The sequence below is a fragment of the Streptococcus sp. CF7_Ac1-12 genome, from assembly GCF_024295905.1.
GTDB lineage: Bacteria > Bacillota > Bacilli > Lactobacillales > Streptococcaceae > Streptococcus > Streptococcus mitis_AP.
Genome location: NZ_JANCPG010000008.1, coordinates 67359 through 87184 on the forward strand (window position 1 = coordinate 67359; position 19826 = coordinate 87184).

Annotated in this window: 17 protein-coding genes, 10 tRNA genes and 1 pseudogene; 2 read left to right on the forward strand and 26 right to left on the reverse strand. The window is 41.0% G+C overall.

Translation table 11 applies throughout. The annotated features are described in order from the left end of the window. Window positions 1-119 precede the first annotated feature (119 nt). Window positions 120-1565: a recombinase family protein gene (locus tag NMM17_RS05515; protein WP_254754012.1), complete on the forward strand. Its 1446-nt coding sequence runs from the start codon at window positions 120-122 to the stop codon at window positions 1563-1565. 17 nt (window positions 1566-1582) lie between these two features. Here NMM17_RS05515 and NMM17_RS05520 read toward each other — a convergent pair. The 8 genes and pseudogenes from NMM17_RS05520 to tgt all read right to left on the reverse strand — a co-directional run. Beyond that, window positions 1583-1645 (reverse strand): annotated as a pseudogene (locus NMM17_RS05520) (competence protein ComGC); the annotation flags it as partial. A 1-nt stretch (window position 1646) separates the two neighbouring features. Beyond that, window positions 1647-2663 carry a competence type IV pilus assembly protein ComGB gene (gene comGB / locus NMM17_RS05525; RefSeq protein WP_080566633.1) on the reverse strand — a complete coding sequence of 339 codons (1017 nt, stop codon included), beginning with the start codon at window positions 2661-2663 and terminating at the stop codon, window positions 1647-1649. Next, window positions 2611-3552 (reverse strand): competence type IV pilus ATPase ComGA, encoded by a 942-nt coding sequence (gene comGA, locus NMM17_RS05530; RefSeq protein ID WP_000249560.1) that lies wholly within the window; start codon window positions 3550-3552, stop codon window positions 2611-2613. The genes comGB and comGA overlap by 53 nt, the downstream gene beginning before the upstream one ends. A gap of 76 nt (window positions 3553-3628) precedes the next feature. Then, complete coding sequence (locus NMM17_RS05535) at window positions 3629-3994, reverse strand: DUF1033 family protein (RefSeq protein ID WP_000286406.1); 366 nt, start codon at window positions 3992-3994, stop codon at window positions 3629-3631. A 151-nt stretch (window positions 3995-4145) separates the two neighbouring features. Next, on the reverse strand, window positions 4146-5204 hold the full coding sequence (locus NMM17_RS05540) for a zinc-dependent alcohol dehydrogenase family protein (protein ID WP_000649459.1): 1059 nt from the start codon (window positions 5202-5204) through the stop codon (window positions 4146-4148). A gap of 162 nt (window positions 5205-5366) precedes the next feature. Next, window positions 5367-6518 carry an N-acetylglucosamine-6-phosphate deacetylase gene (gene nagA, locus NMM17_RS05545; protein ID WP_001134549.1) on the reverse strand — a complete coding sequence of 384 codons (1152 nt, stop codon included), beginning with the start codon at window positions 6516-6518 and terminating at the stop codon, window positions 5367-5369. A 151-nt stretch (window positions 6519-6669) separates the two neighbouring features. After that, window positions 6670-8487 (reverse strand): acyltransferase family protein, encoded by a 1818-nt coding sequence (locus tag NMM17_RS05550; protein ID WP_001220870.1) that lies wholly within the window; start codon window positions 8485-8487, stop codon window positions 6670-6672. Between the two features lie 99 nt (window positions 8488-8586). Next, window positions 8587-9729, reverse strand: a complete 1143-nt coding sequence (gene tgt / locus NMM17_RS05555; RefSeq protein WP_001285237.1) for a tRNA guanosine(34) transglycosylase Tgt — start codon at window positions 9727-9729, stop codon at window positions 8587-8589. Window positions 9730-9845: 116 nt separating this feature from the next. Between tgt and NMM17_RS05560 the strand changes: the two genes are divergently transcribed. After that, window positions 9846-10703, forward strand: a complete 858-nt coding sequence (locus tag NMM17_RS05560; RefSeq protein WP_000876899.1) for a DUF975 family protein — start codon at window positions 9846-9848, stop codon at window positions 10701-10703. A 25-nt stretch (window positions 10704-10728) separates the two neighbouring features. Here NMM17_RS05560 and pcp read toward each other — a convergent pair whose 3' ends face one another. The 18 genes from pcp to NMM17_RS05650 form a co-directional block, all read right to left on the reverse strand. Beyond that, on the reverse strand, window positions 10729-11373 hold the full coding sequence (gene pcp / locus NMM17_RS05565; RefSeq protein WP_000866929.1) for a pyroglutamyl-peptidase I: 645 nt from the start codon (window positions 11371-11373) through the stop codon (window positions 10729-10731). A 113-nt stretch (window positions 11374-11486) separates the two neighbouring features. Continuing rightward, the gene (locus NMM17_RS05570; RefSeq protein WP_000022852.1) at window positions 11487-11849 is read right to left on the reverse strand and encodes a DUF1304 domain-containing protein; all 363 of its coding nucleotides are present in this window, start codon (window positions 11847-11849) and stop codon (window positions 11487-11489) included. A gap of 10 nt (window positions 11850-11859) precedes the next feature. Next, complete coding sequence (locus tag NMM17_RS05575) at window positions 11860-12285, reverse strand: MarR family winged helix-turn-helix transcriptional regulator (RefSeq protein ID WP_000890083.1); 426 nt, start codon at window positions 12283-12285, stop codon at window positions 11860-11862. Window positions 12286-12601: 316 nt separating this feature from the next. Next, on the reverse strand, window positions 12602-13804 hold the full coding sequence (locus tag NMM17_RS05580) for a LysM domain-containing protein (RefSeq protein ID WP_254754013.1): 1203 nt from the start codon (window positions 13802-13804) through the stop codon (window positions 12602-12604). Window positions 13805-13966: 162 nt separating this feature from the next. Then, window positions 13967-14590 (reverse strand): HAD family hydrolase, encoded by a 624-nt coding sequence (locus NMM17_RS05585; protein ID WP_001172841.1) that lies wholly within the window; start codon window positions 14588-14590, stop codon window positions 13967-13969. A 3-nt stretch (window positions 14591-14593) separates the two neighbouring features. Next, window positions 14594-15874, reverse strand: a complete 1281-nt coding sequence (locus NMM17_RS05590; protein ID WP_254754014.1) for an MATE family efflux transporter — start codon at window positions 15872-15874, stop codon at window positions 14594-14596. A gap of 60 nt (window positions 15875-15934) precedes the next feature. Then, the gene (gene thrC / locus NMM17_RS05595) at window positions 15935-17419 is read right to left on the reverse strand and encodes a threonine synthase (protein ID WP_254754015.1); all 1485 of its coding nucleotides are present in this window, start codon (window positions 17417-17419) and stop codon (window positions 15935-15937) included. A gap of 75 nt (window positions 17420-17494) precedes the next feature. Beyond that, on the reverse strand, window positions 17495-18772 hold the full coding sequence (locus NMM17_RS05600) for a gamma-glutamylcysteine synthetase (protein ID WP_254754016.1): 1278 nt from the start codon (window positions 18770-18772) through the stop codon (window positions 17495-17497). A gap of 107 nt (window positions 18773-18879) precedes the next feature. Continuing rightward, window positions 18880-18963, reverse strand: a tRNA-Leu gene (locus NMM17_RS05605). Between the two features lie 9 nt (window positions 18964-18972). Next, a tRNA-Gln gene (locus NMM17_RS05610) sits at window positions 18973-19044 on the reverse strand. Window positions 19045-19057: 13 nt separating this feature from the next. Next, window positions 19058-19130, reverse strand: a tRNA-His gene (locus NMM17_RS05615). 14 nt (window positions 19131-19144) lie between these two features. Then, window positions 19145-19215 (reverse strand) — tRNA-Trp (locus NMM17_RS05620). Between the two features lie 4 nt (window positions 19216-19219). After that, a tRNA-Tyr gene (locus NMM17_RS05625) sits at window positions 19220-19300 on the reverse strand. A gap of 12 nt (window positions 19301-19312) precedes the next feature. Next, a tRNA-Phe gene (locus tag NMM17_RS05630) sits at window positions 19313-19385 on the reverse strand. 3 nt (window positions 19386-19388) lie between these two features. Continuing rightward, window positions 19389-19462 (reverse strand) — tRNA-Met (locus tag NMM17_RS05635). A 9-nt stretch (window positions 19463-19471) separates the two neighbouring features. Next, a tRNA-Ser gene (locus NMM17_RS05640) sits at window positions 19472-19561 on the reverse strand. A gap of 82 nt (window positions 19562-19643) precedes the next feature. After that, window positions 19644-19717: transfer RNA gene (locus NMM17_RS05645), tRNA-Ile, on the reverse strand. A gap of 34 nt (window positions 19718-19751) precedes the next feature. Further along, window positions 19752-19822 (reverse strand) — tRNA-Gly (locus NMM17_RS05650). Between the last annotated feature and the right edge of the window lie 4 nt (window positions 19823-19826).

Genomic DNA, 19826 nt, shown 5'->3' on the forward strand with positions numbered 1-19826 from the left:
CAAAAAAAGCCCCACGCTCAGAAGTTTGGCGACCGAGAGCGTGAGGCTGTAGGCAAGAAAAAAGCATTAAAAAGCTCTTTTTCTTGTACCCATTTTATCAAAAAAGAGGTACAAATTCAATGATAACTACAAATAAAGTCGCAATCTATGTTAGGGTGTCGACCACATCTCAGGCAGAAGAGGGCTACTCGATAGATGAACAAAAAGCTAAACTCTCTAGCTATTGCGACATCAAAGACTGGAATGTATATAAAGTATATACTGATGGAGGTTTCTCAGGATCCAATACTGACAGACCAGCGCTAGAAAGTCTTATCAAAGACGCAAAAAAAAGAAAATTTGACACAGTTCTAGTCTATAAGCTGGACCGTCTTAGCCGTAGTCAAAAAGACACGCTTTACTTGATTGAAGATATTTTCATAAAGAATAATATAGCCTTTCTGAGCTTGCAGGAAAATTTTGACACCTCTACTCCCTTTGGTAAGGCTATGATTGGACTCTTGAGTGTCTTTGCCCAGCTAGAAAGAGAGCAAATCAAGGAGCGTATGCAACTTGGTAAAATAGGACGGGCCAAGGCTGGAAAATCCATGATGTGGGCTAAAACATCCTATGGATACGACTACCACAGAGAGACTGGAACCATTACTATCAATCCAGCTCAGGCTCTGACTGTTAAATTTATATTTGAGAGTTATCTGAGAGGGAGATCCATTACTAAACTGAGAGATGATCTGAATGAGAAATACCCAAAGCATGTGCCTTGGAGTTATCGGGCGGTCAGGACCATACTAGATAACCCTGTCTATTGTGGTTTCAATCAGTATAAGGGAGAAATTTATCCAGGTAATCATGAGCCGATTATTTCAAAAGAGGAATACGATAAGACTCAATCTGAGTTAAAAATCAGACAAAGGACAGCAGCAGAGAATGTCAATCCTAGACCATTCCAAGCTAAGTATATTCTATCCGGTATCGCCCAATGTGGATATTGTGGCGCTCCTTTAAAAATTATGTTAGGCGTAAAGAGGAAAGATGGGAGCAGGTTAAAAAAATATGAATGCCATCAAAGGCACCCACGAACGCTGAGAGGCGTTACTACCTACAACGACAATAAAAAGTGTGACTCAGGATTTTACTACAAAGACAAGCTAGAGGCCTATGTGCTAGAAGAAATAAGTAAACTACAAGATGACGCTGATTACCTAGACAAAATATTTTCAGGAGACAATGCTGAGGCCATAGACCGCGAGAGCTACAAGAGACAAATAGAGGAGCTATCAAAGAAACTAAGCAGACTCAACGATCTATACATAGATGACCGCATTACCCTTGAAGAATTACAGAGCAAGTCAGCCGAATTTATAAGCATGAGGGCTACTCTTGAGACTGAACTGGAAAACGATCCAGCACTCAGGAAGAACAAAAGAAAGGCTGATATGAGGAATCTGCTAAACGCTGAAAAAGTGTTTTCAATGGATTATGAGAAACAGAAGGTACTTGTTAGAGGGCTTATAAACAAGGTTCAGGTAACAGCTGAGGACATTGTTATCAAGTGGAAAATATAGATAATTTTAGTAACCTACATTTCCACAAGCGTGAAAGCCTTCACTTTCGCTTTTTTCAAGAATGTCATCATTTTTTTCATGTTAAAAATTTACCTCCATATTTTGATACATGGGCATGAGCATTGCCGCATAAAGTAAAACGATAATAAGGGCCACAAAGATAAAAACTAATGGCTGCACCAAATTCATGGTGCGATTGACTCGGGTAAAAAAGGCTTCCCAAGTTTTTTCAGCATAGATTTCCAACTCACTCCCCAGCTTGGACTTGACTTCCCCATACTCGATGATGAGACTCAATTCCTTCCTAAAGAAAGGATAGGTTCCTATCGTCTGAGAAAATTCGCGACCATTTTGCAGAGCTTGAGCCAGATCTTGACCGATTTCTTTAAAGAGCTGGGAACCTTGTTCCTGCATGATCTGAAAAATCTGCGTCAGCTCCATTCCCTGTGAAATCATATTCCCCCATTCACGCGCATAATAGGCTGTCAAATAGGTCTGTACAAAGATTCCAAGAAAAGGAAGGCGTGCTAAGATAGAAAAGACGCGCATCTTAGAACTTCTTTTATAGAAAGTTACTGCTAAAAGTGCAAATACAGAAACAAACCCTACCATGCCCAGAAAGATTTGTGGCAAATTACCGATGATTTGGGTGGCAATATTGCTACTGTCCAGTTGGGGTAGTAGGTAGTTGCGTAGTCCCAGCATAATTAAGAGAAGAAATCCCAGCAAAATCAAGGGATAGGTCGCTACTTCAATTAACTTTTTCTTGACCTTGGCCAGATTATCTAGATATTCTTCTATCTTTCCCAAACTCAGGTGAAGATTCCCATGAACCTCAGCTAGGGATAGCTGAGTGACAATGGCACTTGAAAACCCCAAACTTTCCATCATTTCTGAGAATGATTTCCCTTGAGACAAGCCCGTGCGCATCTGGGTCACACACTGCTTGTCTAACAAAGCACTCCTATCTAAAAAGGAGATAGTCTCCACCAGATGAAAACCGCTGGAAAAGAGATTGTTAAACAAGGTAATGATATTTTTTTGCTTAGCTGTAGCTAATTTTTTCTGTTTCAGCCTGAAGACTTGTGATATGTCCATCTTTAATAAGCTGGTCAATCTGTTCATTCCAGCTAGTTGGCTGGTGTTCTTGATAGTCTTTGTTTGCAAAGTCAACGATTCCTCCTCCCCCGATTAATCTCTGGTAGCAGACTCCTTGCAGAACGACTGTCAATTCCTCCTCACTCACACCCAACTCCAGCAAGCGTTCATAAACACCTCGGATACTCTTGGCATGAATGGTTGAAAAGACCGTCGCCCCTGTCAAACTGGCTCTGACCACTGCACGCGCCGTCTCGCTGTCTCGAATTTCTCCGATAATCAAGAGATCTGGTCGATGACGTAAGGAAAGTTTGATGAGATTTTCATAGGTCAACCCGATTGCCTCATTCAACTGCAATTGGAGCATGTCGTCCTGCTTGATTTCAACAGGATCTTCGATGGACATGACCTGCTGTCCTTTAAAGAGGGACTTGGCCAATTCGTGCATCAGTGTTGTCTTACCACTGCCGACTGGACCTGCAAAAAGATAGAGACCACGTTGCCTGTACTGCTTACCTAATTCTTCAATGTCCTGAAACCAAAAATGCAAGTCCTGCTCCTCATCATGCAACAAGCGAATCACCAAACTCTCATGCCCTCGATAATCGCCTACGGTAGATAGACGTAGAGATGCCATCTTCTGGTCATATTCATAATCACAGGAACCAAGTTGACTACGTCTCTTCTCCCCAACATTCATACCCGCTACAAACTTAAAGTGACTGATAACGGCCGCAAATTTTTCAAAATCATAAGAACCGATTTTACAGCGCTTGTCTCCGACCCTCATATGAAGCTCATAGGCGTCTAACTTGGGGACAAAATAAATGTCTTGCGCTCCTTTTTTTCGAGCCGAACGAATGATTTCTTGTGCAATTTCTTGAACCATACTTACCTCCTCAACTATACTATTCGCAAAGAGTTGGAAAAATAAAAAAAGCAACTCCAAAAAAGTTACTTTTTCTCTAATTTAATTTCATACGGCAAGAACGGTGCCTTTCCTTACCTGTTTGTTTTTCATAGCCTGGGCGTAATTTTTCATCTGGAATAACCTGCTCGTCCTGCAAAAGAGCCAAAGAATGGTATTGTTGTAAATACTCGTCACATTCATCACACCAACGTTGGTCTTCTGGATCCCAGAAAATGGTCATCAAGTCACTTCTACTTTTATAAAGAGGGGATTCTTGTTCCAATCTAAACCAGCAAGTTTTGTAGTATTTGAGAGCATCATAATACTGATCAAATTTCTTACTAGCTACAATATCTTCTTCCCAACCTTCTAAGAACCACCAAGGTTCAAAATCTCCATACATTTCTATAACACGATACATATTCATTCATTTCCTTTGTATCGTATATTATAACTAATTCCATTAAACAAGGAAAGAAATATGCTCATTTCTTAATTTTTTGATAAAAAATCCAGCCATCTGATGAATGACTGAATTTCTATTTGCTTGTGTTCCAAAATGTTTTTACTACTTAAGCTTCTGAAATATCGTTTTCGATGATGACCTTAATTGCATGGTGGTCTGCTGCTTTACTGAAAACTTCATAGGCTTTTTCAATTTCACTTAGTTTGAAATAGTGAGTTACCAATTTTTCTGGTTCAATCTTATGACTTTCAAGTGCTTTCAACAATTGTGGAGTTGTATTTGTAGATACCAAACCAGTTGTTACATTGATGTTGCGAATCCAAAGTTTATCCAAGTCGAATTCAACTGGTTTACCATGTACACCACAGTTAGCAACCGTTCCGTCTACACCGATAATCTTTTGACAAAAATCAAATGTTGCAGGAATACCAACAGCTTCGATAGCAACATCCACACCACGACCATCTGTCAAATCATAAATTTCTTTAATGGCTTTTTCAGGGTCTGAAGAATTAATCTTGTGAGTCGCACCAAATGATACAGCAGTTTCCAAGCGGTTATCGTCTAAGTCTACCATAATCAATTTAGCTGGTGAATAGAATTGAGCTGTCAAAAGAGCAGCCAATCCAACTGGACCTGAACCAATAATGGCCACACTACAACCAGGTTCTACCTTCCCTTTCAAGACACCAATTTCATACCCAGTAGGCAAAATGTCTGATAGCATAACCAAGGCTTCATCTGACAAGTCTTCTGGAGTGTGGTAAAGAGTGTTATCTGCATGAGGAACACGTAAATATTCAGCCTGCATACCATCAATCAAGTGACCGAAAATCCATCCCCCTTCGTCTTCACAGTGGGCATAAATTCCTTTTTTACAGTAGTAGCATTTACCACAGGCACAGACACAAGAAATCAAGACCTTATCGCCTTTTTTGAAGTTCGAAACTCCTTCCCCAACTTCTTCAACTATCCCAATCCCTTCGTGACCAAGAATGGTACCACTTTGGCAAGCAGGAACATCCCCTTTGATAATATGGAGGTCTGTTCCACAAATAGTGGTTTTTACGATACGCACAATAGCGTCTGTTGGCTTGCGAATCACTGGTTTGTCTACATCAACAAAAGAAGCAAGTCCTGGTTTAACATAAGTATAGGCTTTCATAAAGCATTCCTCCGTTTTTTTATTTGTACTATTTATAATATAATTGTAAGCCTTTTCGTTTGTTTCTTCAAGTTTTTTTGTGATTTTTTTAACTTTTTTATTTACCGGTAAAGCAATATAGATAAAAAAGCAGAAGCTAGTCACTAACTTCTGCTTTCTCTCTTATGCTTGATAACGTTTCACACCATCTAGATAGGTTGCTACCAATTCCAAATCTTTATCTAATACGATAAAGTCTGCGTCGTAGCCTTCACGGATTTGACCACAGACATCATCAATGTGAACAGATTTAGCTGGGTTAAGGCTAGCCATCATGACCGCTTCGTGTGGATTTGCAATACCCCACTCGACTACATTTCTCATACCATCTTTAAGTTTGAGGATAGAACCTGCCAAATTACCAGTAGATTTGAGACGTGCAGTTCCATTTGCTACTACAACAGGGAATTCTCCCAACATATAGTCACCGTCTTCAAGCCCACCAGCTGTCATACAGTCCGTAATAAGAGCGATGTTTTCTGTCCCCTTTTGCTTAAGTAAAATCTCACAAGCTTTTGGATCTACGTGATAACCATCACAAATCAATTCTGCGTAAGTATGTGGGAGCTCATACATAGCTCCTACCATACCGAGTTCGCGGTGTGTTAAACCACGCATCCCATTATAGGCATGTACCCAAACACTAGCTCCAGCATCGACTGCCTTCTTAGCTTGTTCAAATGTCGCATCTGAGTGTCCAAGTGCAACTGTCACACCTTCACCTGTAATAGTACGTACAAAATCTTCCACCCCATCACGTTCTGGTGCAATAGCGATTTTATTTAGCATCCCTTTTGCAGCATCCTGCCAAGAATGAAACTCCTCAACACCCGGGTCTCTCATATAAGTTGGATTTTGTGCCCCCTTAAAAGTTTCTGTGAAATATGGACCTTCATAATAAATTCCACGAATCTTAGCACCTGTTGCTTCTTTATAATGGTTTCCAAGATTTTCAGTGACTGCAAGCAATTGCTCATAAGTGGCTGTTAAAGTTGTGGGCAAGAAACTGGTAACACCGGTACTAAGAAGTCCTTCACTCATAGTATGCAATGTACCTTCAATGTTGTTGTCCATCACATCTACACCTGCATATCCATGAATATGAGTATCCACAAGACCTGGTGCAATGCTATAACCAGTATAGTCAAGAACCTCTGCTCCTTCAGGAATTTGATCCACATGTTTCCCAAATTTGCCATCAACAAGTTCTAAGTACCCACCGCGACGAATGCCAAATGGATAGAAAAACTGATCCGCTTTAACGTAATTAGGCATAATAATGACCTCCTTAAAAGATTACTTTTGATATTTATTATGTCAATTACATTATAAACCTTTCTGATTCATTTGTAAATGGTATAGACCTGTTTTCTAGATATATTTTAAAAGAGCTGGATTTCTCCAACTCTTCTCTTTTTAATACAAGTTATTTTGATTTGACTGGCTTGTCTTGAGCTGTTTGCAAGGCTGCAGCAATGGTATCTGCATACAATTTAGCTCCTGCTTCAATTTTACTATTGTCACTTCCAAAATGGACTTGGTCTGTCCCAGTCCAAATTTCTGGATGTTCCTTAGCAGCTTGATTCCAATCTGCTATCGTGATGTAAGGAGTCTTCTCTGCTAATTCTCTCATATAGGCAGCCGCCTTCTCAACGATTGCGTAAGTCTCTTTTGTCTTATCCCCCTCATAAGGAGTCACCAAAACCATATGGTGCCCCTTAGGAAGATTTTTCACGATACTATCCCAATCTTCCTTGTAATTTTCAGGATTATTTACCCCTGTTGCAATAACCACCATCTTTGGTAGAAATTTATTCTGGCTATTGTTGAGCATGATTTCATTGGCGGTCTTGGTTGTTCTGCTGACCTGCGCATTAATCTGTGCTCCAGGAAGGGCTGTCTGCAAAGCTGTATTAGCTCTTAGTGCTACCGAATCACCAATTAACATAGTGCCATCAGCAATTCCCAAACTATCAGCTTCTGCTCGTTCTGCCATCAACTTTGTCTGACCAATATTTGTTTCAGCTTGCTTCAAGCCATTGACAGTCAAGTCTGTCTCAAAGGCTCCCACTTGTGGTGCCATCAAAGTCACTAAAAAGACAATGAAGGCCAAGATTCCTGTACTTGCAGCAAGAATTGTGTGAATATGAGGCAGGGGACGAAGAGTTTGTAGAATAGGTGTATCCTTTCCTGCAATCCAAGGTTCCAACACATAAAATGATAGGCTGGCAAAGCCATAAGAAAAAATCAAAGTCAGTAACACAGCAAAAAGATTTGATGTCAACTGTGAAAAAATAATGTAGAAAGGCCAATGGAAGAGATAAACCGCATAACTAGTATCTGCTAAAAAACTAACAATCTTTGGCTCCTGCATATTAGGAGTCTTTTCATGTAAGACACGCGCTGCCAGAATCATGGCAAGGGCAGCAAGACTGGCAAGCAAGAAGCCCATAAGATAGGCAAAAAGATAGGTAAATTTGACAAAGAAGGTCAAAATGAGTAAGAAGCCAAAACCTCCTGCAAAAACCAACAAGGTCTTTCGTAAATCCCAGATTTTATCCAACTGCTTGACGAGAGAAGTCGTCTGACGAACTCCTACAACAGTTGCTAACACACTTCCCAAAAAGAAGGGATAGACATGGGTTAAACTGGAGAAGTAAACAGAGGAATAAGAGGTTACTAGAAAACTACCAATAAACATGGAGAAGAAGCTAATCAAGAAGGCAGCAGCAGACAAGAGAAAAACCATTCCTCTCAACTGACCATTTGATTTAGCCTGTTTGGATAAGAACCAAACTGCCAAGCCCCAAAGAATATAGTAGTGAACCTCAACAGCCAAGCTCCAATTATGAACAAACAAATGAGGAATGAACTGAGATTCATAGCTCCCTCCTGTTAGGAGTTCATAGAAGTTGGTCATAAAGCCTAAGACACCCGCAATCTGACCCCCAATTCCAGCCACATAATCTTGGCGAACTAGAAAGGTAAAGGGCATGGTTACCAAGACCATCAAAACCACAGGTGGCACAATCCGATAAAAACGTCTTCTAAAAAATCCAATCAAGTCAATCTCGTGATTCTTAGAAAATTCTTCGATGAGTAAAGCCGTAATCAGGAAACCTGAAAATGTGAAAAAGACATCTACCCCGAAAAATCCTCCAGGAAAGATGGTCTGAAAGAAGTGATACAAGAGTACCAAAAGTAAACCTGTAATCCTAATCAAGGAAAACCATTTAATGCGCATACGAGTTTATTCTTCCTTTCATTGTACACTTTATTCTATCAAAAAAAGAAGAAAAATCCCAAGAGAAAACTTAGGATTTTGGCTTATATCAATTCCATTTTAGAAATTACGGCCTGATTTATTATAGCCATATTTTTCAACAAAATACTCACGAAATTCCAAAAGATTATCATCCATGATGGCTTGTCGCACTTGCTTCATCAGGTTAAGCAAGAAGTAAAGATTATGGTAGCTAGTCAAGCGGATACCGAAGGTTTCATCGGCTTTGAGGAGGTGGCGAAGGTAGGCGCGTGTGTAGTTCTTACATGTGTAGCAATCACATTCAGGATCCAGTGGCGTAAAGTCCTCAGCAAACTGAGCATTTTTTACAACCAAACGTCCTTGACTGGTCATACAGGTACCGTTACGAGCGATACGAGTCGGCAAGACACAGTCAAACATATCCACCCCACGAATCACCCCATCGATCAAGCTATCTGGCGCTCCCACACCCATCAAATAGCGAGGTTTGTTTTCAGGTAGCAGTTGGGTTGTAAAGTCCAAGACGGCATTCATCTCTTCGTGTGTTTCTCCAACTGCTAGTCCACCGATAGAGTAGCCTGGGAAATCCATGCTGACAAGGTCATGAGCCGACTGGCGACGCAGGTCTTCAAATCCTGCCCCTTGCACAATCCCAAACAATCCTTGGTCATGCGGACGACGGTGAGCCTTCAAACCGCGCTCAGCCCAACGGCTGGTACGCTCGATGGATTTCTTAACGTAGTCATAAGGTTGATAAAACTGAGGACATTCGTCAAAGGACATCATGATGTCTGAGCCCAGATTGTTCTGAATAGAGATAGCTTTCTCCGGAGACAAGAACATCTTAGAACCATTGAGATGGTTTTTAAAGGTTACGCCTTCTTCTGTGATATTACGGCTATCTGCTAGAGAATAAACCTGGAAACCACCACTATCTGTCAAAATTGGTTGGTCCCAATTCATGAACTTGTGGAGACCACCTGCGCGTGCGATAAGTTCATCTCCAGGACGAAGCCAGAGATGATAGGTGTTCGACAGAATAATTCCCGAACCCATCTCCTTCAATTCTTCAGGTGACTGAGTTTTGACAGTGGCTTGTGTACCAACTGGCATAAACATAGGTGTCGGAAAGGTACCGTGGGGAGTGATGATTTCTCCCAGACGAGCTCCCGTGTGTTTTTCTTTCTTAATCAAACGATATTTGATTGGTGAATCTGACATTTTTTACCTCCGAAGCTGGGAAAGACAGTCCCAGTTCATACTTTGTGCCCAAGGGCATACTGTATGATTTTATCAAAAAAAGCTGGAACTGTCACGAACTATGGTATAATGAGAGAATGAAATACCCAAAAATTGATTTAAAAGCCATTCGTCTGCAGGCTAGGCAATTTCAAGCTGAAAATCCCCGCCTCTTTCTCGTCTATCTCTTACCGAGCATGCTGGTCATCTTGTCTGGCTTCCTCAATCCCTTAGAGCGCATCAACGAGTCTATTTTAGAGCAAACCTTTTTAAGCGTGTTTGGTCATGTATTCCAAGCCTACCTCTTTCCACTATTGGTCTCCTTTATCGGGACGATACTTCTAACCAACTCAGTTTATACAACGCTGAAACTCATCAAGAATCCAGATACAGAACTATCCGTCAAAAATAGTCTTACTCTCTTTAACGAAGAACACTTTTCACAAACCTTTTTGACTCTTCTTCTCAAACGTTTCTACCTCTTCTTATGGAGCATTCCTAGTTTACTTGGGATTTACTTCCTCTTTTACAGTAGCTTTCTAGCAAAGAAATTCGTTGCCATCCATCCTGAGTTTCCCAATCTGGATCTCACGTCAGTTGAAACTGAGCACTTCCTCATGACCTTTGGTCTTTACTTTCTAGCAAGTATCCTCTTGATGATTGTCGGAAATAGTCTATATATTCCACAATACTATGCTTATTCACAGGTAGAATTTCTCCTCTGTGACACCCTAGACTTGGGACAGGCCAAACCAGGACAAATCCTTAAAACCAGCCGTTTCCTGATGAAAGGCTACAAATTTCAACGCTTTGTCCTAGACTTACAACTCCTTCCTTGGTACTTCCTCAATTGGATTACCTTTGGAATTGCTAGTTTCTCACTCCTACCCTATATTCAAATCAATAAAATAATTTTCTACAGAGCAGTACTGGCTCGAAAACGTCCAAAAGCTTGAAGGTGACCCCTCAAGCTTTTTTCTATCAATGAGTTTCTCCGCCCACCAACCTGAGATCCTGATCTCCATGTTCTATAATGGCGCCGATTGCCGCTTCTAGCCCTCGCCTAATATCCACTAAACTCATAGCTGGAGTGGTAGGCCGATTCACCACCTGTTCCATCATATAAGGAATATGCATAAAACCTGCCTTAACATGTGGAAATTTTTTTTCTACCAAATAGAGGGCCTGATACATCAAATGATTGCAGACAAAAGTCCCTGCCGTATTGGAAACAGAGGCCGGTAATCCCTCTTTTTTTATAGCTTGGACCATCGCTTTAATCGGCAAACTACTAAAGTAGGCCGAAGCACCATCTGGGCGAATGGGAAGGTCAATCGGTTTATTACCTTCGTTATCAGGAATGCGTGCATCATCTTGGTTAATGGCCACTCGTTCAGGTGTCAAACTAGTTCTTCCACCAGCTTGGCCAATACAAAGGACAAAGTCAGGTTGATAACTACTCATCTCTTCTTCCAATACTTGAGCCGATTTGTGAAAGACTGTTGGCACTTCTAGCCAGCGGATCTCCGCACCATGGATTTCAGCTGGTAAACCTTTAACAGCCTCCAAAGCTGGATTGACCTTTTCCCCTCCAAAGGGCTCAAAACCTGTCACTAATACTTTCATTTCTATCTCCTTACAAATGATTTCATGAAACACTTTTCTTAAAGACAAGTATAACATATTTCCCTTATTCTGGAGTGAAAAGGATTAGCGATACTAGGATTGACATTTTGAGTTTATTTAAAAAGTAAAATGCTAATCAAGGTCAAAATAGCTGGTCCACCTTGCTTCAAAATAATTTTCTTATCTGCTGTTAGAGAGCCATAGGCCGCAGCCCCAATCACAAATAAGACAAAAATAGTCACAATTTCTAAATTCTGTGAGAAATAAATCCCATACAGGAGAAAGACTCCTAGCAAAGCATTATAAATCCCTTGATTTTTAAACAATGAACTTACTGACGGACGAGCCAGTTCTTCCTTGTCCATGTTAAAGACACGACTAGTCGCATCTGATTGCGTTGCAATACTTTCCAAATAAAAAATGTAAAAATGCTCCAAAGCAACAATCGTTGCTAAAATGATTGTAATAATTGACATCTATTTCTCCTTAAATTTCTATATTTTCAATACCCAAAACCAATTTATTTAATAAACGGCTGAGTTCTGTTCTTTCAGACTCTGTTAAGATACTTGCCATCGCTTCTTTAACCTTGATATGCTTCAGAGGAGGATTCACCACTAACTGCTCCTTCGCATACTTCGTAGCCTCTACCAACACTTCCCGTTGATTTTCAGGATTGCGATGACGCTCCACCAAACCTTCCTTTTCCAGAATCTTGAAATGTCGTGTCAAGGCAGCCTGATCAATTTTCAAACGCTCCTGAACTGCCATTTGGTTACAAGGAGAATTCTCCAGCAAAAATAATAAAATCTGATACCTTGTCAAACTAATTCCAAGTCTTTTTTCAAACAATTGCGTACTCGCTTGCTCAGACAAGCGGAGTTGATACAGTAAATCTTGAATTTCTAACATTTCTTTCCCTTTTCTATTGATTTATCAATAATTGACTAATCAATTATAATACAAACTAAAATAGATTGCAAGAATGTTGCTTGGATTATTACAAGATGGAAACTTCCCATTTTCCATTCATATTGATACTCAATGAAAATCAAAGAGCAAACTAGGAAGCTAGCCGCAGGTTGCTCAAAGCACTGTTTTGAGTTTACAGATAAAACTGATGTGGTTTGAAGAGATTTTCAAAGAGTATGATAAAAAAACGAATGAGACTTACTTCCTATCATGAAAGCTATATCTCATTCGTCAAAATGATATTACAAAGTCGGGTTTATCCATTCATTGAAACGTGAACGTGGTCATAGTGGTTTTCTGTTACGCTACCACGGTCTGGCATTGGGTTCCAAGTATTAGCTGGTCCATATTTGCTATCGAATGGAGCATAGAAACGTTGTTTCCAGATAATATAACTAATTCCACGGCTGGCCATGTTTTGAATAGCGTATTCCGCAATCTTGTCCCCTAGTTCTGAGCTTTCTGGTACCATAAAGTCGATAGCCAACCCTTTTCCGTGATCTCCACTGTCTCCTGGACGGTAACCACTAAAGGATGTGATGCCAAACAAGTTAGCAATTTCTTCTTTAAAGGCAGCTGTTTGTGGTTGAAGGCCTGCATTTTCAGATTTTGCTACTGCAAGTCCAGCATAATCAGGCGCAGCTGGAGCTGCGTAAGTTGTTGAAACTGGTTTCGTCTCTTCTGGTTGATAAGTCGAAACTGCTGGTGTAGCTTCTTTTGATGATGCTTCTTTTGCTTCTTCTGAACTTGTTGCAGTTGTTTCGGTTGCTTTTTCTTCTACTGGCGCTGTAGTTGCTTCTACTGCTGATTCAGCTTGAGGACTTGCTTGTGCTTCCTGCTTCTCAGCTTGAGTCGTTGCCTGAGGAGCTGCTTCTGCAACTGCACTACTTGTTTCTGCTGTTTGCTCCTCTGGGACAGAAGTTCCTGTAAATGGTGCCACTTCTTCTGAAGCAGTCCCTGTCTCTGTAACTTCTGAACTTGATGCTACTTTTTTTGTACTTGTAGTCTCTACTTCTTTTGGTGCTTCTGCAATTGGTTGAGAAAGATCTGCAACTTGAACAGTTTGATCATCTACGGTCACTTGATTGGTTGTCAAATCTGCTGTCGCAGTTGTTACTTCTGCACTAGAGTCTGCTTGAGGAGTTTGGATTTCAACTTCCGTTACTTCTTCTGCTTCATTGATAGTCGTTGTCAAAACAGTTTCTGGGAAAATCAAGTCCATATTAGTGATTTTATTCAAATTCGCAAGAACTGTGACATCTACACCCAAGGCTTCTGCAATGGTGCTCAATGTATCACCATACTGTACTGTATAACTTGTTTTGTTGTCCGTTTTAGTCAAATCGTTTTGGATTTGCTCAACACTACGTGCAGTCCAAAGAACTTCTTCTGCTTGAGTTGCCAATACTGGTGCAAATGACAAGGCTACTGTTGAGGCTAATAATATTCTTTTCTTCATTCTTTCAAATTCCTTTCAAATGAGTACCTGTCTATCATAACACAAAAAATGCAGAAAAAAAGCCCTCTTGGGCCTATTTAACAGAACTGTCCATTCCTTGTAACAAACTCGGTTACTTGAAATAGTTTGTTAGGTCTCTGTCACAAAACTGACACAATCTTTTTATCGCTCAACCTCAAAAATATGGTAAATATCTACTAACGCTTGAATCCTGTGATTACCTTCATAAATCGACTCTAAAAAGTTGATACTTTGAATCCCACTATTCTGGGCAAATTCCACATCCAGAGTCCGATCTCCTATATAATAGGTTTTCTCAGGATCCAACTGATACTTGTCTATCAGATAGGTAGCCGCTTCTGGACTGGGTTTACGCGCAAAGCCACTCTGACTGGTTAAAATCTCCATAAAATAGGACTCCAAACCCAAATCTCTGAGAATGGTAAGAGCATTGTCTCCCTTATGAGTGTAAACAAACTGCTGAATTCCTGATTCCTCTGCCCAAGCTAGCACATCACGCGCACCGGGCATCAAAACTACCTGAGCATTCTTCTCAGCCAAACTCCGGGCACGCACCTGATTTAGCACTTCCACATCCAGCTTTCGCTCTTCTGCCACCCGCACAAGCAAATCCTGCACAGAAAACTTGAGGATAAACTCTCTCACCTGCTCCTTATCATAAGGAATAGCAAACTGACCAAAGGTTTCCTCAATCCCTGACAAAATCGCTTCGTAAGAGTCCAATAAAGTCCCGTCTAAATCCCAAATAAAAGCTGTTTTTTGCATTTCCTATCCTTTCAAGCTCATATAACGCTGGTAACGATAGCGTAGAAATATCCAGCGAAAACCATTATCCAAAAGGGTTCCAGCCCAAATACCGGGCAAGCCCCAACCAAGCACAATCCCCATCAGATATCCTGTTCCAATGCGGATACACCACATTCCTATACTTGTCGCATAAAAGGGAAGGCGAGCATTCTCCAAGCCCTGCCAAACAGCCGTATAGATGACTGTTCCAGTAGCCATGGGGGTCCCTAATAGTGAAAAAAGTGTCACTAGCACACTAGCCTCCACCGCTAGAGAATCAGTCGTATAGAGATGAGTTAGTGGTATACCCAGAGCATAGATACTGAAGGTCAAGGGTAGCATGAGGACCAGAGAAAGCCAAAAGGTTTGTTTACTCAAACTAGCGACTCTTTCCCAATCATCTTCTCCAACTGCTCGAGCTACCAGCATGACCGTTGCCGTAGCAACGCCAAAGGCAGGAATGTAGTTAAACTGGGTCAAGACTTCTCCGATTGCATTTCCAGCCACTGCCTCCGTTCCAAAAGAAACGACCAAGGCAATGATCACTACATCTCCAGCCCGCATCATAAGCCGCTCTCCAGCTGCTGGTAAAGCTAAGGTCAGTAAGTCTTTATCAAGTCCAAAAGTCGGTTTCTCAAAAGGTAGCTTTAATTGCGACCATAAAATCACAAGACCAACCAAACGAGACAGAATTGTCCCCCAAGCAACACCAGCTATCCCCATATCTAGAACAAAAATAGCTAGACTTGATAAAAGAATATTCAAGGCATTGGATAAAAGACTAACATAGAGAGGCAGACGTGGATTATGCATTGCACGAATCAAGGCTCCCAAACTCGTCATTAAGCCTAATAGAACAATCGATCCCCCTACCAAAGATAGGTAGAGCCCACCACTCTCAGCTACATCTCTCTCCGTCCCCAAAAATCCTATCATCTCTTTCCCAGCGAAGATGGACAAAAATCCTAAAAGGAAACTTAATAGTAAGGTAATCTTCAAGGACTCAGTCACATGATAGGCTAGCATAGATTGATCCTTCTGCCCCAAACTTTTTGAAATAACACTGGAAATAGCAGCTCCCAGAGCGATGAAAATCGCCTGGTAAATCGTGATAATATTGCCAGCTACTGATACACCCGAAATAGCTATCAAGCCCAAGTGGGCTACCAGATAACTGTCCACCATTCCCATGAGCATCTGCAAAAAGTTTTCGCCCATAGCTGGCAAGGCAATATTAAGAATGTCTTTATTTTTCTTAAACAATCCTTCCTCCTGATGAAAAGAAACTCAGTTGGTTTCCCAACCGAGTTTACTCCCTCTGTCTTAAAGTCCTAGATAAGCCTCAACCGCTACTTGCATGTCTGTTGCTGCAACAGTTGTCTTATGACGAACAGGAGCTGTTTCAAGCCCGTCAACTGCTGGCGGCACTGCCACTCCTGAAATATCATGTAATTGAGCCAAAGCTTCAAAGTCGCCAAGCCCTGATTTTCCAGTTACAGCTTCTACTGCAACCACTGGGAACTTGTATGGACTCGCTGTTGAAGCAATCACTGTCTTAGTCACATCGCCAGTAGCCGCTTGGTATTTCTTATAAACTGCCGAGGCAACCGCCGTATGTGGATCCTCGATATAAGAATCTGCCTCATAAACACGCTTGATTTCTGCTGCCGTTTCTTCCTCAGTCGCATATTCAGCTGCAAAGAGATTAAGAATCTCTGCATCAAAGTCTGTCAACTCATATTGTCCTTGCTTGTTCAAGGCATTCATAAGTTCAGCTGTTTTAACCGCATCATTACCCAAAAGGTGGAAAATGAGACGCTCCAAGTTTGAAGATACCAAGATATCCATAGATGGGCTAGTTGTTACCTTAAACTCACGTTTCTTATCGTAAACACGTGTCTTGAAGAAGTCTGTCAAAACATTGTTATCATTTGAAGCACAGATCAATTTACCAACTGGTAAGCCGATTTGTTTGGCATAAAAAGCAGCCAAGATATTTCCAAAGTTTCCTGTTGGTACGGTAAAGTTGATCTGTTCACCAGCCACAATCTCACCAGTCTTAACTAACTGAGCATAGGCATAAACATAATAAACAATCTGTGGCACCAAACGACCAATATTCATAGAGTTTGCAGATGAAAATTGCAACTTGTTAGCCGCTAATCTTTCACGAAGAACTACGTCGTTAAACATGTGCTTCACATTTGTTTGCGCATCGTCAAAGTTACCATCAATAGCGATAACATGAGTATTGTCGCCAGTCTGAGTGGTCATTTGCAACTCTTGTACCTTGCTGACACCATCCTTTGGATAAAAGACGATAATCTCAGTACCAGGTACATCTGCAAATCCTGCCATAGCAGCTTTCCCAGTATCACCAGATGTCGCTGTCAAGATGACAATCTTGTTCTCCAAACCATGTTTCTTAGCAGCTGTTGTCATAAAGTATGGCAAAATAGACAAGGCCATATCCTTAAAGGCAATTGTTGAACCATGGAAAAGTTCCAAGTTATATTGTCCGTCTAATTTCACTAATGGCGCGATAGCAGGAGTATCAAATTTGCTATCGTAGGCATTGTTGATACAGTAATCCAACTCCTCAGCTGTAAAGTCATCTAAAAATGCCGACAAAACTAACTTAGCAACTTCCTGATAAGAAGCATCTTTCAATTTGTCAAAGTCCAAATCTACCTTTGGATAAGTAAGCGGTGTAAACAAACCACCGTCCGTCGCCAAACCTTGCAAAATAGCTTGACTAGCAGTTACTGTATTGTTGGCATCACGCGTTGATTGATAAACTAATGTCATTACTCTCTGTCCTTTATCTATAGTCTCATCCATTATATCATGATTTTTCAGAAAATTCTCCTTTTGTAAGAGAAATTATAGGCCCAATTCTTCTTTCAAAGCCTGTAAGTAGGTCATTTCTTGCTTATTTCTCATCTCCAGTCCTTCCTCAGCTAGAAGGAGTAAGTCTTTGGAAAATTCAATAATCGCAGTTTTTTCCTCAGCTATAAGATTTTTTTTAGAAAATTGCCGTCTTAAAAACTTGTAATCACGACCAAATTCTTTAAAGAAAGGTACTGTTTCTAAGTAAGCTTCTAACTTATCTAAATTAACCAACAATCCTAAGTGAAAAGCTGCTGAAGCGAAGGTTCTATCTAGAGGTTGAGTACACACACTACGAAACTCAACTGTTCCGCGAGTCGTTAAGTCTTGGTACTGATAACTACGATGGGTTTCAAAATCCTTCTCTTGAGGATAAATAATAATCTCATCCCCATTAAGCGCATATGCTTGGATTTCAGGTGTAGCCAAATAGTCCCTAGCCTGAATCGGATAAAAATAATAGGTTTGTCCATCACGTTCCGCAGTAAAAATTGAAGAATGATCTAGATAATCAAAAAAATCATCCTCATCTTTAAATAGCCTAGCATTGACACCGACGTTCTCTGGATAGATACCATGCATCGAGTCTTCCCAGAAAATGTCCCTTGAAATTTTCGTATCCCAATCTGCTCCCGAAAACTCAGAGTTTGGAAATAAATAAGCCTTAACAGCTTCAATTTGGGTAAAAGCATTAATCACCCGTAAGTAGTTAGACTTTGAAACATCCAACTGTACCTGACTCCCACAGATAAAAGCACCATATTCAGGAAAATGATGTAAGTCTGATTCATTCACATTCCTACTCAAATTCAAATAGTCCATCAACATGCGATACCGAGGGAAAGCCACTGGACAATTCTCATTTTTATCCCAGTTGGGATGAATACCACAGCCAACAATAGCATGATTTGATTCAGCTAACTTTGTCTGGATTGCTGCCATATAAATACTAAAACGTTCTTCAACCTCTTGTATCGTTTCAGCCTTACCAAATGCAAACTCAATCGTAGTATAGGAAACTTCAAATAAAATAACATCCTGACTTGCTGGCTCCACTAACTGAATAGGAGTCCCAAAATCATCAACCTTTTCTACAGTTAAATCAAAAGAAGAAACTAAATATCGGAATAAGTACTTGATAACTTCAACATCTGTAGCATCCCCTTTCAAGTTTACAACAGGATATTCCAGCTCAATCCCGACAAATAATCCAGGATTTTTTTTAATATTTTTCAAATACCGATGTTTTAATAAATCGATAGAACGAGACATACTTCCCTACACTTTCATAATCTGAATAAAATTTGAATAACTATTATTATACCAAAAATAATATAAAAAAGGAACGAAGATTTACAACGTTCCTTAACTCTATACTATACCGGCGGCCGGGGTCGAACCGGCACGTCCTTGCGGACACTGGATTTTGAGTCCAGCGCGTCTGCCAATTCCGCCACGCCGGCAAATAGTAACTGGGGTAGCTGGATTCGAACCAACGCATGAGGGAGTCAAAGTCCCTTGCCTTACCGCTTGGCTATACCCCAATAATATAAAATAGGCGAGTGATGGGGATCGAACCCACGCATGCCAGAGCCACAATCTGGTGTGTTAACCACTTCACCACACCCGCCATAATTCTATTAACACGGGCAGTAGGAATTGAACCCACACTGAAGGTTTTGGAGACCTTAGTTCTACCTTTAAACTATGCCCGTAAAATGGAAGGGGAGGGATTCGAACCCCCGAACCCGAAGGAGCGGATTTACAGTCCGCCGCGTTTAGCCTCTTCGCTACCCTTCCAAAATATATAAATGGCGCGAGACGGAATCGAACCGCCGACACATGGAGCTTCAATCCATTGCTCTACCAACTGAGCTACCGAGCCTTATTGCGGGAGCAGGATTTGAACCTACGACCTTCGGGTTATGAGCCCGACGAGCTACCGAGCTGCTCCATCCCGCGTTAATAAAAAGGAGGATGTGGGATTCGAACCCACGCACGCTTTTACACGCCTGACGGTTTTCAAGACCGTTCCCTTCAGCCGGACTTGGGTAATCCTCCAAAATAGTTTATACGGGAATAAACCCGTGTCCTCTTAGCAAAAAGATAATATTTCAATCCTCTAGTAATGGACTAAACACTATGGGCACGAGTGGACTCGAACCACCGACCTCACGCTTATCAGGCGTGCGCTCTAACCACCTGAGCTACGCGCCCAAGTCAAAAACTTGGTACAAAGAACAAAGTTCAAAGCGGGTGACGAGAATCGAACTCGCGACAACAGCTTGGAAGGCTGTAGTTTTACCACTAAACTACACCCGCTAAA

Excerpts from the sequence above, each read along its gene's own strand:
- NMM17_RS05515 (WP_254754012.1), top strand. The coding sequence starts at position 120 with ATGATAACTACAAATAAAGTCGCAATCTATGTTAGGGTGTCGACCACA.
- comGB (WP_080566633.1), bottom strand. The coding sequence starts at position 2,663 with ATGGACATATCACAAGTCTTCAGGCTGAAACAGAAAAAATTAGCTACA.
- comGA (WP_000249560.1), bottom strand. The coding sequence starts at position 3,552 with ATGGTTCAAGAAATTGCACAAGAAATCATTCGTTCGGCTCGAAAAAAA.
- NMM17_RS05535 (WP_000286406.1), bottom strand. The coding sequence starts at position 3,994 with ATGTATCGTGTTATAGAAATGTATGGAGATTTTGAACCTTGGTGGTTC.
- NMM17_RS05540 (WP_000649459.1), bottom strand. The coding sequence starts at position 5,204 with ATGAAAGCCTATACTTATGTTAAACCAGGACTTGCTTCTTTTGTTGAT.
- nagA (WP_001134549.1), bottom strand. The coding sequence starts at position 6,518 with ATGCCTAATTACGTTAAAGCGGATCAGTTTTTCTATCCATTTGGCATT.
- NMM17_RS05550 (WP_001220870.1), bottom strand. The coding sequence starts at position 8,487 with ATGCGCATTAAATGGTTTTCCTTGATTAGGATTACAGGTTTACTTTTG.
- tgt (WP_001285237.1), bottom strand. The coding sequence starts at position 9,729 with ATGTCAGATTCACCAATCAAATATCGTTTGATTAAGAAAGAAAAACAC.
- NMM17_RS05560 (WP_000876899.1), top strand. The coding sequence starts at position 9,846 with ATGAAATACCCAAAAATTGATTTAAAAGCCATTCGTCTGCAGGCTAGG.
- pcp (WP_000866929.1), bottom strand. The coding sequence starts at position 11,373 with ATGAAAGTATTAGTGACAGGTTTTGAGCCCTTTGGAGGGGAAAAGGTC.
- NMM17_RS05570 (WP_000022852.1), bottom strand. The coding sequence starts at position 11,849 with ATGTCAATTATTACAATCATTTTAGCAACGATTGTTGCTTTGGAGCAT.
- NMM17_RS05575 (WP_000890083.1), bottom strand. The coding sequence starts at position 12,285 with ATGTTAGAAATTCAAGATTTACTGTATCAACTCCGCTTGTCTGAGCAA.
- NMM17_RS05580 (WP_254754013.1), bottom strand. The coding sequence starts at position 13,804 with ATGAAGAAAAGAATATTATTAGCCTCAACAGTAGCCTTGTCATTTGCA.
- NMM17_RS05585 (WP_001172841.1), bottom strand. The coding sequence starts at position 14,590 with ATGCAAAAAACAGCTTTTATTTGGGATTTAGACGGGACTTTATTGGAC.
- thrC (WP_254754015.1), bottom strand. The coding sequence starts at position 17,419 with ATGACATTAGTTTATCAATCAACGCGTGATGCCAACAATACAGTAACT.
- NMM17_RS05600 (WP_254754016.1), bottom strand. The coding sequence starts at position 18,772 with ATGTCTCGTTCTATCGATTTATTAAAACATCGGTATTTGAAAAATATT.